This window comes from Tenacibaculum sp. 190524A05c (genome assembly GCF_964036595.1).
GTDB classification, from domain to species: Bacteria; Bacteroidota; Bacteroidia; order Flavobacteriales; family Flavobacteriaceae; genus Polaribacter; species Polaribacter platacis.
This window is the reverse complement of record NZ_OZ038523.1, coordinates 1,952,709-1,968,418: the sequence shown is the minus strand read 5'-3', so window position 1 is coordinate 1,968,418 and position 15,710 is coordinate 1,952,709. Positions and strand designations below refer to the sequence as shown.

The window sequence follows — 15,710 nt, the reverse complement described above, 5'->3', positions numbered from 1 at the left end:
ATGGAGAATTTAGTCTATCAATGAGGTTGAAAAACTTTATATTTGTTGCAGATGAATGAGCATTTAAACCCTGAAAATACAAATTATTCGAGAGAAGAAATGGATGTAGAAAAGAAACTACGTCCCCTTTCCTTTGATGATTTTACAGGCCAAGATCAGGCAATTGAAAATTTAAAGATATTTGTTGAAGCAGCTAATCAAAGAGATGAGGCTTTAGATCATACATTGTTTCATGGTCCTCCAGGATTAGGAAAAACAACTTTAGCAAACATTCTTGCCAATGAATTAGGCGTTGGAATCAAAGTTACTTCAGGTCCTGTTTTGGATAAACCAGGAGATTTAGCTGGTTTACTTACAAATTTAGATGAAAGAGATGTGTTGTTCATAGACGAAATTCATCGACTAAGTCCGGTAGTAGAAGAGTATTTATATTCAGCAATGGAGGATTATAAAATCGATATTATGATCGAATCTGGTCCGAATGCAAGAACAGTACAAATCAACTTAGAGCCATTTACTTTAGTTGGAGCTACTACAAGATCTGGTTTACTGACAGCACCAATGCGAGCGCGTTTTGGAATTAGTAGTCGATTACATTATTATTCTACGGAATTATTAACAACTATTATCCAACGTAGTGCAATGATATTGGGAGTTCCAATTTCAATGGAAGCAGCAATTGAAATTGCAGGACGAAGTAGAGGAACTCCTCGTATAGCAAATGCTTTATTGAGGCGTGTTAGAGATTTTGCTCAAATCAAAGGAGACGGAAAGATTAATTTGGGTATTGCCCAATATGCCTTAAAAGCATTAAATGTTGATGCTCACGGGTTAGATGAAATGGATAATAAAATCTTACACACCATAATTGATAAGTTTAAAGGAGGTCCTGTAGGAATTACAACACTAGCAACAGCAGTAGGAGAAAATTCAGAAACTATAGAGGAAGTTTACGAACCGTTTTTAATCCAAGAAGGATTTATTATGAGAACTCCTCGTGGTAGAGAAGTTACCGATTTAGCTTATAAACATTTAGGAAAGATAAAAGGAAGTAGTCAAGGAGAATTGTTTTAAGTGAAGCTAGAGAAATACATACCGATTTTAAATTGGTTGCCAAAGTATAAAAAAGAGCAACTTCAAGGTGATATTGTCGCAGGAATTACCGTAGCAACTGTATTAATACCTCAAGGTATAGCTTATGCATTAATTGCTGGGTTACCTCCAATTTATGGATTGTATTCAGCATTAATTCCGCAAATAGTCTATGCTATATTTGGATCATCAAGGCATGTGGCAATTGGTCCAGTAGCAACAGATTCTTTGATAGTAGCTGCAAGTATTTCTACCATTGCCTTAATAGGGTCGGAGAGTTATATCGCTATTGCGATATTTTTAGCCTTACTTGTAGGTACTATACAGTTTCTTATGGGCGTGTTCCGTCTAGGTTTTATTGTGAACTTTTTATCTAAACCTGTTATTACGGGTTTTACTTCGGCTGTAGCAATAACAATTGGTTTAAATCAATTTAAAAACTTTTTCGGAGTTGATTTTTTACAAAGCGATCAGATACATATTCTATTAGATGATATTCTTTCTAAAGTCTTAGAATTCGATACAAAGACTACGTGTATTGGTGTTATTACTAGTATTATTATTATAGTTCTGAGAAGAATTAATAAGAAGATACCAAATGCGCTAATTGTTGTAGTACTAGGAATTGCAGCAATGTATTTATTTAGAGGATATTTTGCTGAAGTTGCTATTGTTGAAGGTATTCCTTCTGGATTACCAGGGTGTGCAATGCCAGATTTAAATTTTGGATTGATAAGAGAATTGTTACCAATGGCCTTTACTTTGGTTATGGTAGGATATTTAGAAACTATTTCAATAGGTAAGTTTATAGAAGCGCAACAGGATGAATATAAGATAGATTCCAATCAAGAGTTAATAGCTTTAGGGTTAAGTAATATTTTCGGATCGTTTTTTAAAGCATATCCTTCGACATCTAGTTTTTCTAGATCGGCAATTAATTTTGATGCTGGAGCTCGAACAGGAATGGCAGCATTTATCTCTGCAGCTTTAGTGATATTAACATTATTGTTTTTAACTCCAGTATTTTATTTTTTACCTAAAACAGTGCTGGCTGCAATAATTATAGTTGCTGTATTTAGATTGGTAAATATAAAGGAGGCAAGATATTTATGGAGAGCAAATAATTTGGACTTCTGGTTATTACTAGCTACTTTTTGTGGGACATTATTTTTTGGTATAGAGTATGGTATCCTTATTGGAGTAGGATTATCATTAATCGTTTTAATTTTTAGAACTTCTAGACCAAATGTAGTAGAATTAGGTAAAGTGCCAGATTCAGATTTTTATAGAAATAAAAACCGATTTAAAGAAGTTATTATAGATGACGACGTGTTAGTTTTTAGATTTGATGCCCAATTATTCTATGCAAATTCAAATTACTTTAGAGAGCAACTGGAGTATATGGCGAATAAGAAAGGTGAAAATTTAAAACTAATTGTTTTAGATGGTGAGAGTATAAATAGAGTAGATAGTACAGGAATTGAAATGCTGAAGCAATTAATAGTATTTTATAAAAGGAAAGGAATTCTATTTTATTTTGCAGGTATTAAAGGTCCCGTTAGAGATGCAATTTTCAAAGCAGGAATGTTAGATGTTGTTAGCATTGATCATTTTTTTATGAGAGTAAACTGGGCTGTATTATTTTATAAAACAGGAGATAATCAAAATCAAAAGAAATATGCGCAGTATATACATCAGGCGTATAAATAAATAATAAAGAGAATGAAGATAGAGCAAATTTATACCAAATGTTTATCGCAAGGAGCTTATTACATAGAAAGTAAAGGAGAGGCAGCAATAATCGATCCTTTGAGAGAGGTGCAGCCTTATTTAGACAAAGCAGAGAAGGATAATGCTAAGGTTAAATATATTTTTGAAACCCATTTTCATGCTGATTTTGTTAGTGGACATATTACGTTAGCAGAAAAAACAGGAGCTCAAATTGTTTATGGACCAACTGCAAAAACAAATTTTGATGCGCATATAGCAAAGGATAATGAATCATTTTTTGTTGGAGATTTAGAAATTGTTGCTATTCATACGCCAGGTCATACGATGGAAAGTACAATATATCTATTGAAAGATGAATCAGGGAAAGATTATGCAATATTCAGTGGAGATACTTTATTTATTGGAGATGTTGGAAGGCCAGATTTAGCACAAAAAGGTGATATCACAAAAGAGGATTTAGCAGGTTTTTTATTTGATAGCCTAAGAAATAAGATTATGGTATTGAATGATGATGTGATAGTTTATCCTGCTCATGGAGCTGGTTCGGCTTGTGGGAAGAATTTAAGTAAAGAAACTGTGAGTACTATTGGAAACCAAAAACAGTCAAATTATGCTTTACGAGCTGATATGACTAGAGAGGAGTTTATTAAAGAAGTTACTGATGGTTTATTACCACCTCCAGACTATTTTCCTTTGAATGTAAAATTGAATAAAGAAGGATATGAATCTATAGATACAATACTTGAAAAAGGAACCAAGTCTTTATCTGTAGAAGATTTTATTTCGAAAACTGAAAAATACGATGCTTTAATATTAGATGTGCGTCACCAATCTGATTTTATTGATGGATTCGTTCCAAAATCAATGTTTATTGGATTGAATGGAACGTTTGCACCTTGGGTAGGGGCATTAATTAAAGATATTAATCTACCAATTGTTTTAGTAACACCTCAAGGTAAAGAACAAGAAACTATTACAAGGTTAGCTAGAGTTGGTTTTGATAATGTAATAGGATATTTAGAAGGCGGTTTTGAAAGCTGGAAGAATTCTGGTAAAACTATAGATACATTACAATCTGTTTCAGCTGAAGATTTAGAAGTTGAAATTGGAAAAAATGCTATTGTTTTTGATGTTAGAAAACCTGGAGAATATGAAAATGAACACATAAAAGATGTGAAAAACACGCCATTAGATTATTTAAATGATTATATTAGTGTATTCCCTCAAGATAAAAACTTCTTTATTCATTGTGCAGGAGGATACAGATCTGTAATTGCAGCATCTATATTAAAAGCTAAAGGAATGCATAATGTTATTGATGTAGCTGGAGGGTTTGGTGCAATACGAAAAACGAATATTAAAACAACTACGCCAGTTTGTTTGTCCTCTTAAGCAGTTAAGAAATCATGAAGAAGTTAATTTTAAGTTTTCTATTTCTCTTGGTTTTAACTTCTTGTGTCAAAAGTGATTCAAGAGTTAAGAACATAACAGTTGATGACTTAAAAACAGTTCTAAAAGAAGATAAAAATATTCAGTTATTAGACGTTAGGACCTCTTCAGAAACTAAAAATGGAATAATTTTCGATGCTGTTCAGGTGAACATGATTTCAAATAATTTTGAATCGAGAGTTATTGAAGTTCTAGATAAAAAAAAGCCTGTATATGTGTATTGTCGTTCAGGCGGTAGAAGTAAAATAGCAGCATCAGTTTTAGTGGATAATGGTTTCGATGTATATAATGTAAAAGGAGGATATAAGGAGTGGATTAAGAAAAATAAAGTAGAATGATTAAAGAGATTTATATAGAAAACCTAAAGTGTGGTGGTTGTGCAAAAACAATCACTTCAGAATTGTCAGAAATAAAAGGAGTAGATAATGTAGATGTTAATGTTACGGATTCAAAAGTTACGTTCAACTCTCCTGATAGTTTAGTAGAAACTATAAAAGAAAAACTTTCTAAATTAGGATATCCTGAAGTTGGAGATACTAATAATATAATGCACAAAGCAAAATCATTTGTAAGCTGTGCAGTAGGAAGAATGAAATAAAAATTTATATGAAAAAGGAAACAAATTATAAGAGTTGGTCTTTCCGGCTTCTTGTTTACATTGTGTTATTGAATATTTTGTCAGGATATTTAGCGTACAATTATTTTCCACTTGTGCATAGCGCGGAAAATTTTTACATACGAATGATGGGATTATCAATAATTATATTTTTGCTTTTAGTTGCAGGAATTATATTCACAATTTTTAGCGTAAAGAATAAGGAAGAAAAAGACTACAAGTATAAATTTTCCATTTATGGATATCCGATTTATATTGTTTTTAGTGTGGTAGTATCGTTTCTTCAATAATATAAAAAAAGCCGAGTTTCAAACTCGGCTTTTTTATTTGATAATATATAAAACTAGAACTTAAAAGTAACTCCTGCTAAAAAGTTAATAGTAGCTTGTGGATAATATCCTGCTCCATCAACTGTAGTAGTAACACCTGGCGTTGTCCAAGTATCATCAAAGAAGAAATAGTATCCTCTATCTACATATTCTTTATTAAAAATGTTATTTACTAATCCCGTAAATACTATAGAATCGAAAATTTTGTTTGTTTCAACTTCATAGATAATATTTAAATCACTAGTAAAGTAACCATCTAATTTTTCGTTATTAGAAATTCTTCCACCTAAATTCCCCATAAATTGTTCTCCTACATATTTAGATAAAAATGCAATTTGAAGATCATCAGTAGGAGTAAATACTAATGAATTTCCTACAATCACATTAGGAGAAAAAGAAATGTTTGTGTTTCCTAAATTTTCAAGAACTCCATCGATCGGCGCATTAAAATCTCTATTTTGGTTTGTACTTAAACCTAAATTAGGTTTAACTGCAAGATATTCTGTTAGTGTAATATCTGCATCAATCTCTAATCCAAAACGGAAACTACTTCCACTTGTTTCTCTTAAAGGTTCTCCAACATTATTAATAGCTCCAGATAATACTAACTGATTCGTATAATCCATGTAGAATAAGTTCGTATTTATTTTAATATTATCTGTTGCTAAACGCCATCCTAATTCAAAATCATCTAAAGTTTCATGTTGTGTGTTTCCACCTTCAAAATCATTTCTATTTGGCTCTCTGTTCGCTCGTGCGTATGATAAATAGAAACTGTTAGCGTCGTTTAATTTATACGTTAAACCTACTTTAGGGTTAAAGAAGTTGAAATCTTTATCAATATCTAAAGGAACTCTATCAGAATTTAGTCCGCCAGTTCTATAACTCACGAACCTTCCTTGTAAATCAACATAAGCGTTTAATTTATCATTAACTCTAATGTTTGTTTTGATAAAAGAACTTAAATCATGTTTTTTAGCATCACTAAAATAATAACGATCTCTGATATTCGTATTTGGAGCTAGATCACTTCCCCAAATTACTTCTCCATAATGATCATTTGTATAGTTACTGTAAGATCCTCCGGCAATAATTTCAATTCCATCAGTAGTATAAGTTGCAGCCGCATTAAATACATAGAAATGGTTATCTAACCAACGACGAACAATTACATCACTTCCATCAACTATTAAGTTATTGAAATCTGGAGCAGATTCTCCAGGCTTATATTGCTCAAAATATCCTTTACCACGAGTATAATTTAAACCGATATTTGTAGATAACTTATCGCTAAACTTCTCATTCCAGTGCAGCTGATAATGGTCTTGCCAATAGTTATCCGTTTCGTTATCATAAGTATAAGGGTTTTGACGACGGTCTTCCTCTAATTGCTGAGCAGTTAAACCAAACCATGCTTGATACGTTTGTTCCTGTCCACCAAATACCACAGCTTTAATTAAAGTGTTTTCATCAGAGTAACTTCCTTGTAAGAAGTAAGATTTTAAATCTGTAAAAGCTCTATCAACGTAACCATCAGAATAAATATTAGATAAACGTCCTGAGAATTCGAAATGATCATTCAATCTACCAGTAGTAAATTTTACGGTATGTTTTCTAGTTCCAAAAGATCCGAATGAATTCGAAATTTCTCCTCCAGCTTCCTCAGAAATAGCATCAGTTAAAATGTTTAAACTTGCTCCAAATGCTCCTGATCCATTAGTTGATGTACCAACTCCACGCTGTAATTGTAAGCTTTGCGTAGAAGATGCAAAATCTCCTAAATTAACCCAGAACGTTCCTTGACTTTCAGGATCGTTGTATGGAATACCGTTTATAGTTACGTTAATTCTTGTTGCATCAGAACCACGAACTCTCATGTATGTGTATCCAACTCCAGCACCAGCATCAGATGAGGAAATCACCGAAGGTAAATAATTTAATAATACAGGAATATCCTGACCTAAATTGCGTTTTGCAATTTGTTTTTTAGATAAGTTTGAGTGTGTAACTGGAGCGTCTGCTTTTACACGAATTGATGAAACTAAAACCTCATCTAAAACTTCATCTTCTGATTTTAATGTAATCAAAACGTCTTTAGTTCCTGAGGCAATTTCTTTTTTAATAGTAGTATATCCAACGAAAGAAACTTCAAGGGTATAACTTCCTTTAGGAACTCTCATAGAAAAGTTACCATCAGCATCAGTTATAGATCCTTTTTTTATAGTTCGAATAACTACACTAGCACCATTTAATGGTTTTGAATTACTATCAACTACTTTACCAGTTATTTGCTCTGTTTGTGCATTAACCGCTAATGAAATTGAAATGAATAAAAGAGATACTAACATCTTCACTCTTTTACAAATGTTTAAAAACTTCATTTTTAAAATAAATGAATAAAAAGAGGCAATTATTCGTTGTTTTTTGAATACTGTATGTATGAGCGCATTTAGAGTGAAGCATAACTTTTTATACTTCATTAAAAAACATTTACATGTTCAATTAGCACTCATTATTCCCTAAACAGCATTACCTGTTCTAGGTTCTATGGGTTTGATCTCAGCCTATAATTGGCACCCCTTTATGAGAACGGTGCAAAGGTAAGGTGGAATTTTAAATTAACGAGTAAGAAATTTAGTTAATCTAAGTTAGGTTTTCGCCTTAATTGCTTTTTTAAAGAATGTTTTTGTTTGTTTTTAGCTTTTTTAACTAATGAACTTCTGGTTGGTTTTGTAGATCTTCTTTTTTTAGGTTGTACTAAACTTGAAGTGAGTAGTTGAAAAAGTTGTTGAGTTACAATTTCTTTATTTTTATGTTGTGATCTGCTTTCTTGAGAGTATAAAAGTAATTGACCGTTTTTAGATATTTTATTTGCAAGTTTAGTTGTAATAATTTCTTTTTCGCGAGAAGTTAAACCTTGAGAATTTTGAATATCAAAATACAATTCAACTTTGGAAGCTACTTTATTCACGTGTTGACCACCTGGTCCTGAACTTCTAATAGCTTTAAATTGAATTTCGGTTTGAATGTTACTTTTATCCAAGATTAGTGCATTAATGTATTTGGATCAATATTTTGATGTAAAAAATGGAGATCTAAATCAATCAAAGAGTCTGAATATGAATGTAGATTTTCTTTTTTAGCAATCAAATCATCAATAATTTGAGTGGCTTTTTTTAATCTGGTTTCTTTATCTCCTTTTAAAAGAATATAAGGACGATTATATTTTTCTAGAGCATTTTTAAACGCGTTAAACATTTCTTCACGTTGTTCAGGTCTATCTCTTAAATCGTCTTCTTCCCAAGGTGTATCTATATATGTTAGGAAGTAAATGTCATAGGTGTTTTTAATAGCGAATTCATCTAATAACGGATCTACAAATCCACCATAATATTCTTCTGAATATACTTTAGTTTCTAGCAAATCTGTATCACAAATCAATAATTTGTCAGCCTTTTTTGCTAGAGAGTTTTCTAAATCCATTTGACCGATAGCAATTGGAATTAAATCACTTTCTTCACAAGTTTTACGTTCATTATTCCATTTGTCTTGTAAATATTCCCTCGCATATTCTGGTGCCCAAACTGTATTGTAATGTCGAGCAAGCTGACGAGAAAGTGTTGTTTTACCAGTACTTTCTGGGCCAAACAGAACTACCTTTACTAAATTAATTTCGGATTGTCTAAGCTTTTCTTCCATGCTAAATATCCTAGTATTGCTATAAATGTAAATATTAAATATTGAAAACTTGTAAATACAAAGCCTTTGTATAAATATAAAGGCACAGAAATAAGATCACCTATAATCCAGTAAATCCAGTTTTCTATTTTTCTTCTTGCCATTAACCACATTCCTACAAAAAACACAGCAGTGGTAATTGTATCTATATAAGCTGTCCAATCATTCCATTTGTCGAAAGTTGCATAAACAACATACACAAAAATCAATGTAGCAAAGAAAATTGCAACACTAATTTTCTTTTCTTTTAAAGTGGTTCTTGAAATTGGATGTGCTACATGTCCGTCTTTAGTTTGTGTCCAAATATACCAACCGTAAACACTCATGATGAAGTAATAACCATTAATCATCATATCACCAAGTAATCCCCATTTCAAAAGAAGATAAACGAAAATAGCCGTGCTTATCATTCCAGTAGGGAAAACCCAAATCTTATTTTGTTTAGAATACCAAACTGAAAGAAAACCGAAAACCACAGCCACTATTTCTAACGTAACATCAAGAGTACTTGATCCTTCGTATTGGCTGAATAAAAAATCAAAAATTTGGTTCATAGTCGCTTCTATCAGTTTTTACAATTTTCATTTGAAGTAGTCCATTGTCTATTGCTTCAAAGGTTTCTTTAACTTCTGAAGTTAATAATTGCATTACTGTATCGTAATCTCCATAAACTTGAGTGCTCAAAGGATTCTCAAGAATAGTCAAACCAGAAGCTCTAAGTTTCTTGATGAAATTAATAATAGGTTCTTCAAAATTATCTTGAAGCGGAGTAAGTGTTAACTCTACTGATATTTTCATTGAATAGTATTTCCTGCAAAAATAAAGACTATTATTCAAATAGTTTTTTCAGATCTTGTTTTGAAGTTTTTTTCATATTTAATTTAATCTCAGAATTATCAGAAATAGTATTTAGATTTATTTTGTCAAAGAATATTTCCTCTAAATTTCTACCTACAACAATCAAGTTTACTCGTCCTTTTATTGGAATGTTTTTAAGAGTTAACATGTCTTCTGTCATCGTGTAAGACAAAAAAGAATTGAGATCTTCATACTGTACATAAGTATTATAACCCGAGAAGTCAATGTTTTCTTCAATATTAAAAGAAATTCTCTTCTCTGGTTGAATGAATTTATCAATATTAATCCATTTTTCTTTTATACTTTCTAAAATAAAGGAGTTAAGTTCGTTTCTCAGCTCTAGGTGAATTAATTCATCTGCATTAATTATTTGGTTACTTTTAATTCTGCTTTTTTCATTTTCGGACAATGAGTCAAAAGGAATATATATTCTTTTCGAAATACCACCTCCTAGTAATATAGATTTAGAAACATAATTTTGTTCAGTAATATTCCATTTGATATTTGTTATAGAATCTTTTTCTGACAAGAAAATATCATTGTTTTTAAGTTTACCAGTAGGAGGGTAAATTAATAGTTTCTGACCTTCTCTAATTTCTAGTTCTTTTCCATTAGAAGTGAACTTAATTTTTAAGACTCCCGATGTTTCTAATAATTCATCTTTTGTTGTTATGGTTGGAATATTTCGATAAAGAATTTCTTTAAAGTCATACAATTCAATTAACTCTAATTGAATAGGATCTTTATAAATAGTATCAAAAAGTTCTCTGTAGTAAATTATTTTTGTGCCATGTTTTCCAATAATTGTTTTGTAGTCTAAAGTATCTAAATCGAAAAACTGAGGTTTTTCAGTTTGAAAACTTGCTAAGTGATTTTCAGGAACAAATGGTTCTAATTTGTCTGTTTTACAATTGAAGAATAGAATTGTTAGACTAATCAGTAATAAGTATTGTAATTTCATAGTAATTTAGTTTTTAAGTGATGAGCAGAATAAAATCAAAACTCATACCAAAACTTTACACTATGGAAAAAAAATTAAAAAGCATACACACACGTGAAATCTTCTATTTCCTCAAAATGAATATCATATTCAGAAGTAACACCTTCATATAATATTTTTCCTGTTGTTGAGCTGGTGTCAAAAGAGAAATCTTCGATATAAATGTGATTTAAGAAAAGTAACTTTTTCTTTCCGTAGATTTTATACAAACTTTCTTTTGCTCCCCAAACAATAGTTAATTTACTAACTAATGCATCATGATTTGCAATGGATTTGTACTCTTCAATTGGAGTAAACTTATGTGCAATTTTTACAATTTTATCACGCCTTTTTTCAATGTCAATTCCAACTTTATTTTCCTTAGAAATGATTAAAGCAGAAAATATAAATGAATGCGTAATAGAAATTTGAGTACCATCTTTTAAATGTGGTTTTCCATATTCATCATAAAACAAATCACTATCCGAATAACCAACTTCTTTCAACAAATGACGAACACTTAAAAAGCCTCTTCGATGTATTTCTGATTTCATTTGAGACACGCGATCAGCACTTTGTGGAGATAACTCAATTCCTTCAGAAAGTGTGTCGAAAGACTCTTCAATCTTCCAAATCAAAACTTTAGAATGTTTGTTAATATTGATTGTTTTATATAGAGGCATGATTTAGAAAGTTATTTTGTAATTTTGCGACTCAAAACAGAATATAATAAATATACAAAAATATGAGCACAAAAACCGCTGCGTATGTTCCTTACAAAGTTAAAGATATTTCTTTAGCAGATTGGGGAAGAAAAGAAATTGAATTGGCAGAAGCTGAAATGCCAGGTTTAATGAGTTTACGTGAAGAGTATAAAGATGAGCAACCTTTAAAAGGTGCTAGAATTGCAGGATGTTTACACATGACCATTCAAACTGCGGTTTTAATCGAAACTTTACAAGCTTTAGGTGCAGAAGTTACTTGGAGTTCTTGTAATATTTTCTCTACTCAAGATCAAGCTGCTGCTGCTATTGCTGCTGCTGGTACTCCAGTATACGCTTGGAAAGGAATGAACGAAGAAGAATTTGATTGGTGTATTGAGCAAACTTTATTCTTTGGAGAAGAGAAGAAGCCATTAAATATGATCTTAGACGATGGTGGTGATTTAACAAATATGGTGTTAGATAAATATCCTGAGTTAGCTGAAGGAATCAACGGATTATCTGAAGAAACTACAACAGGAGTTCACCGTTTATATGAAAGAGTAAAGAATGGTACTTTACCAATGCCAGCAATCAACGTAAATGATTCTGTAACTAAATCTAAGTTCGATAACAAATACGGATGTAAAGAATCTGCAGTTGATGCAATTCGCCGTGCTACTGATGTTATGTTAGCTGGAAAAAGAGTTGTTGTTTGTGGATATGGAGATGTTGGTAAAGGAACAGCTGCTTCTTTCCGTGGAGCTGGATCTATCGTAACGGTAACTGAAATTGATCCAATTTGTGCTTTACAAGCTGCAATGGACGGATTTGAAGTTAAGAAATTAGAAACTGTTGTTGGAAATGCGGATATCGTTATTACAACTACAGGAAACAAAGATATCGTTCGTGGTGAGCACTTTGAAGCTTTAAAAGATAAAGCGATCGTTTGTAACATCGGACACTTCGATAATGAAATCGATATGGCTTGGTTAAATGAGAAGTATGGAGATTCTAAAGTTGAAATTAAGCCTCAAGTTGATAAGTATAACGTAAACGGAAACGATGTTATCATTTTAGCTGAAGGTCGTTTAGTAAACTTAGGATGTGCAACTGGTCACCCAAGTTTTGTAATGTCTAATTCATTCACAAACCAAACATTAGCACAAATCGAATTATGGAATAATGCTGATGCGTATAAGAATGATGTTTACATGTTACCAAAACACTTAGATGAGAAAGTAGCAAAATTACACTTAGCTAAAATTGGAGTTGAGTTAACTGAATTACGTACAGATCAAGCTGAGTATATTGGTGTAACTGTTGAAGGTCCATATAAACCAGAACACTACAGATACTAAGATTAAAATCTTATTATAGTATAAATTAAGACTCGCTTTTAGCGAGTCTTTTTTATTTTCTTAATAGACTAAAACTTCCTTTTTTTATAATTCTATTACCAGCAGGAGTGGTAAGGTTTGCTTCAAACCAATAATCATTAGATGGTAGAGGATTTCCTTGATAATTACCATCCCATCCCGAGTCATCCATACTCAGAGTGTACAAAAGTATACCAAATCGATTATAGATGTTGACAATTCCATTAGTATAAAAGCTTTTTCCCAATCCTTTAATATGCCAAACTTCGTTCATTCCGTCGCCATTTGGAGTAAAAAACTTTGGATAACTTATAATTGAAATCTCAAAAGACTGAATACCACATCCGTTTTTATCTCTGATAAGAATTGTATAGAATCCTCCATCTAACTCTTCAAAAAAGGGATCGTCTTGATAATCATAAATCGTATTATTATTGTTATCAAGTAAACTAAATTCATAATTACCAATTCCAATATTACCAGTGTTAATGGTAATACTATTATTATCTGAATCGTCTATAATTTCAAGATTTTCTTTTACTAAAGATGAAATACTTGATTCTTGAATAGTTATGGACTTAATATCCGATTGACAACCTTTGTCTGAAAAGGCTGAAACAGAGTATATTCCTCCTTCGTCTACTGTAATACTTTCTGAGTTACTAATAATTTCGTTGAGCTCGTTTCTCCATTGATAGATATAATTTCCAGTAGGATTTTGTATATTAATATCAATTGTCGAACTTAAATTAGAGCATAAAATTGCTAAGCTTTCAATTTCAAATTCAGGTTTTTGATTTACAAGAAACTCAACAGATGTTTCTTGAAAGCAACCTGTATAAATTGGGTTTTCAACTCTAACTTTGATACTTTGTGAGTGAGATGAGAAAGGATTAGGTAATGGACTTGGAAGTTCCACATTATGTTCATCAAAATATTTGACAATTAACCCTGATTGGTTTCCTATTATTTTTGATTCAATTTGCGAGGTGTCAAATAAAGCTATTCCATCAAAATCTGTGTCGCAGGTTTCTTGTGTTTCAATTTTTGTAACAGATGGTACAGTGTTTACAATAAAGTCAATAGTAGTTTCAGAACTACATTTCCCATTAGAGGCTTGTGAGATGCTATTTTGAACTACTACCTTTATGGTTTGACTTTTAGTGTTAAATGGATTCGGTAATGGACTAGGTAAACTATTCCCGTTTTCATCAAAATAACTAATAGCAACATTGGTTTGAGATCCTATAATTATATTTTCTATATTGGAAGTATCGAAAGGAAATAATCCGTCTCCATCATTATCACATTCAGGAGAAATCGTTAAAGGATTTGCAACTGGTACTTTTTCCGTAATTAGAGTGATATAGTTACCAAATCCTAAGCATTCATCATTTAAAGAATTCTCTACTCGAATGTAAATGTCTTGTTGATACGGACTATTGATATTCCTAAAGTTATTGAGATTAGATTCAGGAATAGGATTAGTTCCAAACAAAGCGTCTGTCTCATTTTCGAAATAACTAATTGAAATATTTTGATTAGAAGGAAATAGATTTTTTACTTCCTGAGTAACACTACTAAAATCAAAAGACGCTACACCATCATTTGTATTAGATTCATCATCACAACTGTAAAAAGTTTTCTGAAAAGATGTCGGTATTTGGGTAGTAGAGACAGTTAGTTTTATTTCACTCGTAGAGAAACAACTATTTGTATTTTCAACTCTTGCCCAAATAGTATCAATACTTACAATTTGATTTTGGTAAGTATTTGTGTTTTGAATAGGGTTGTTATTATTTTCAGCGTCTGCTAAACTTTCAAAATAAGAGATGTTATAATTATCAGAGTTTGAAATTAGTTGTTTGTCTATCTCGTTAAGGTTAAATAATGAGAAACCATCTGTATCATTATCACATTGATTTAAGAATAAATTTGTGCTTACGGTTGGAACGGAATAAATAGTAGTTTCTTTTTCAATAGTATAAACTGTTCCATCAGTATGGGTAACAATAGCTGTAACAGTATAAGTGCCATTAGAAGTGTATGTATGTGTGGCGTTTAAATTACTTGAGACATTATTAGTTCCAGAAGAAGGTTCATCAAAATTCCAAATAACAGAACTAACTTCAGATTGGTTTGTTAAATTAAAATTGCTTTGTTCTCCATTACAGACTGAATTGTTTATAATTTCAAATGGAAGTATAGTTTGTTTTTGTCCGTTTACAGTGATATAAAAATTAGTATCGGGTCTTCCTAAATCTATGGTTGAAGTATATTCATCAGGTGGACATCCACCATTATCAGATTTAAACCATGAAAAATCATTGTCGTTTTCAGTACCGGCTGCAAAGGCAATAGCTGAACTAGCTGTACTATGCAATTGAAAGGCCTCGACTAATATCATTTCTACATCATTTGGAATAATAACTGGCGTATCAAAATTTATAGTCATTATCTCAGGAGGAAAATTATTTGGTATGTAAGGAGCGCTTTGAGCTTGACTACTACCAATCAAATCAGCATCGGAAAATGAATTAGGAAAGTTTGAGTCAACTTTATAAATATTAAACTGAATGTTTACATCCCAACTACCAGTTCTGAACAACCCTATTTGCGCAGAGTTTATAATAAAATTTTCATTGTTGGTAATTCCAAAATCTCTGAGATTAAATTTTCTAGCCCATTTTATACCTCCCCAACTACAAGCATAAATAGTCGTAGGAATTAAATCATCACCAATATTATGAGATAGTTTTACTTGAGAATTAGTGAAAATGTATACAAATAAAAATAGCAGGGATATTATTCTTTTCATAGGCTGCGAAATTAAGAAAT

General features: G+C 31.5%; 14 protein-coding genes and 1 riboswitch. Of the genes, 6 read left to right on the top strand and 8 right to left on the bottom strand.

The window, feature by feature from the left end; translation table 11 throughout:
• The first annotated feature begins 51 nt into the window (after positions 1–51).
• From ruvB to ABNT61_RS08590, 5 genes are read left to right on the top strand one after another with little or no spacing between them, the layout of a single operon-like run.
• Positions 52–1,074, top strand: a complete 1,023-nt coding sequence (gene ruvB, locus ABNT61_RS08610) for a Holliday junction branch migration DNA helicase RuvB (RefSeq protein ID WP_348723727.1) — start codon at positions 52–54, stop codon at positions 1,072–1,074.
• Positions 1,075–2,802 (top strand): solute carrier family 26 protein, encoded by a 1,728-nt coding sequence (locus ABNT61_RS08605; RefSeq protein ID WP_348745612.1) that lies wholly within the window; start codon positions 1,075–1,077, stop codon positions 2,800–2,802.
• 12 nt (positions 2,803–2,814) lie between these two features.
• Positions 2,815–4,215 (top strand): MBL fold metallo-hydrolase, encoded by a 1,401-nt coding sequence (locus tag ABNT61_RS08600; protein ID WP_348745611.1) that lies wholly within the window; start codon positions 2,815–2,817, stop codon positions 4,213–4,215.
• Between the two features lie 14 nt (positions 4,216–4,229).
• The gene (locus tag ABNT61_RS08595) at positions 4,230–4,610 is read left to right on the top strand and encodes a rhodanese-like domain-containing protein (RefSeq protein WP_348723723.1); all 381 of its coding nucleotides are present in this window, start codon (positions 4,230–4,232) and stop codon (positions 4,608–4,610) included.
• Positions 4,607–4,870, top strand: a complete 264-nt coding sequence (locus ABNT61_RS08590) for a heavy-metal-associated domain-containing protein (protein ID WP_348745610.1) — start codon at positions 4,607–4,609, stop codon at positions 4,868–4,870. The genes ABNT61_RS08595 and ABNT61_RS08590 overlap by 4 nt, the downstream gene beginning before the upstream one ends.
• 361 nt (positions 4,871–5,231) lie before the next feature.
• Here the strand turns inward: ABNT61_RS08590 and ABNT61_RS08585 are convergent, their stop codons facing one another.
• The 7 genes from ABNT61_RS08585 to ABNT61_RS08555 form a co-directional block, all read right to left on the bottom strand.
• Positions 5,232–7,565 carry a TonB-dependent receptor gene (locus tag ABNT61_RS08585; RefSeq protein ID WP_348745609.1) on the bottom strand — a complete coding sequence of 778 codons (2,334 nt, stop codon included), beginning with the start codon at positions 7,563–7,565 and terminating at the stop codon, positions 5,232–5,234.
• 150 nt (positions 7,566–7,715) lie between these two features.
• Positions 7,716–7,808: riboswitch (TPP riboswitch) on the bottom strand.
• Positions 7,809–7,855: 47 nt separating this feature from the next.
• Positions 7,856–8,260, bottom strand: coding sequence for an alternative ribosome rescue aminoacyl-tRNA hydrolase ArfB (gene arfB, locus ABNT61_RS08580; protein ID WP_348745608.1), 405 nt, complete (start codon positions 8,258–8,260; stop codon positions 7,856–7,858).
• Between the two features lie 2 nt (positions 8,261–8,262).
• Positions 8,263–8,916 carry an ATP-binding protein gene (locus tag ABNT61_RS08575; RefSeq protein WP_348723717.1) on the bottom strand — a complete coding sequence of 218 codons (654 nt, stop codon included), beginning with the start codon at positions 8,914–8,916 and terminating at the stop codon, positions 8,263–8,265.
• On the bottom strand, positions 8,880–9,509 hold the full coding sequence (gene pnuC, locus ABNT61_RS08570; protein WP_348745607.1) for a nicotinamide riboside transporter PnuC: 630 nt from the start codon (positions 9,507–9,509) through the stop codon (positions 8,880–8,882). Before pnuC ends, ABNT61_RS08575 begins: the two co-directional genes overlap by 37 nt.
• Complete coding sequence (locus ABNT61_RS08565; protein ID WP_348745606.1) at positions 9,493–9,753, bottom strand: thiamine-binding protein; 261 nt, start codon at positions 9,751–9,753, stop codon at positions 9,493–9,495. The genes pnuC and ABNT61_RS08565 overlap by 17 nt, the downstream gene beginning before the upstream one ends.
• A gap of 31 nt (positions 9,754–9,784) precedes the next feature.
• Entirely contained in the window at positions 9,785–10,774 is a 990-nt protein-coding gene (locus ABNT61_RS08560; RefSeq protein ID WP_348745605.1) for a hypothetical protein, read from the bottom strand.
• 74 nt (positions 10,775–10,848) lie between these two features.
• A complete protein-coding gene (locus ABNT61_RS08555; RefSeq protein WP_348745604.1) occupies positions 10,849–11,475 on the bottom strand; it encodes a 4'-phosphopantetheinyl transferase family protein in 627 nt (208 codons plus the stop codon).
• 62 nt (positions 11,476–11,537) lie between these two features.
• Here ABNT61_RS08555 and ahcY point away from each other — a divergent pair, with 62 nt between their 5' ends.
• Complete coding sequence (gene ahcY / locus ABNT61_RS08550; RefSeq protein ID WP_348712591.1) at positions 11,538–12,854, top strand: adenosylhomocysteinase; 1,317 nt, start codon at positions 11,538–11,540, stop codon at positions 12,852–12,854.
• A gap of 52 nt (positions 12,855–12,906) precedes the next feature.
• Here the strand turns inward: ahcY and ABNT61_RS08545 are convergent, their stop codons facing one another.
• Positions 12,907–15,690: a T9SS type B sorting domain-containing protein gene (locus ABNT61_RS08545; protein WP_348745603.1), complete on the bottom strand. Its 2,784-nt coding sequence runs from the start codon at positions 15,688–15,690 to the stop codon at positions 12,907–12,909.
• Positions 15,691–15,710: the final 20 nt, after the last annotated feature.

Excerpts from the sequence above, each read along its gene's own strand:
- ruvB (WP_348723727.1), top strand. The coding sequence starts at position 52 with ATGAATGAGCATTTAAACCCTGAAAATACAAATTATTCGAGAGAAGAA.
- ABNT61_RS08600 (WP_348745611.1), top strand. The coding sequence starts at position 2,815 with ATGAAGATAGAGCAAATTTATACCAAATGTTTATCGCAAGGAGCTTAT.
- ABNT61_RS08595 (WP_348723723.1), top strand. The coding sequence starts at position 4,230 with ATGAAGAAGTTAATTTTAAGTTTTCTATTTCTCTTGGTTTTAACTTCT.
- ABNT61_RS08590 (WP_348745610.1), top strand. The coding sequence starts at position 4,607 with ATGATTAAAGAGATTTATATAGAAAACCTAAAGTGTGGTGGTTGTGCA.
- ABNT61_RS08585 (WP_348745609.1), bottom strand. The coding sequence starts at position 7,565 with ATGTTAGTATCTCTTTTATTCATTTCAATTTCATTAGCGGTTAATGCA.
- ABNT61_RS08575 (WP_348723717.1), bottom strand. The coding sequence starts at position 8,916 with ATGGAAGAAAAGCTTAGACAATCCGAAATTAATTTAGTAAAGGTAGTT.
- pnuC (WP_348745607.1), bottom strand. The coding sequence starts at position 9,509 with ATGAACCAAATTTTTGATTTTTTATTCAGCCAATACGAAGGATCAAGT.
- ABNT61_RS08565 (WP_348745606.1), bottom strand. The coding sequence starts at position 9,753 with ATGAAAATATCAGTAGAGTTAACACTTACTCCGCTTCAAGATAATTTT.
- ABNT61_RS08560 (WP_348745605.1), bottom strand. The coding sequence starts at position 10,774 with ATGAAATTACAATACTTATTACTGATTAGTCTAACAATTCTATTCTTC.
- ABNT61_RS08555 (WP_348745604.1), bottom strand. The coding sequence starts at position 11,475 with ATGCCTCTATATAAAACAATCAATATTAACAAACATTCTAAAGTTTTG.
- ahcY (WP_348712591.1), top strand. The coding sequence starts at position 11,538 with ATGAGCACAAAAACCGCTGCGTATGTTCCTTACAAAGTTAAAGATATT.
- ABNT61_RS08545 (WP_348745603.1), bottom strand. The coding sequence starts at position 15,690 with ATGAAAAGAATAATATCCCTGCTATTTTTATTTGTATACATTTTCACT.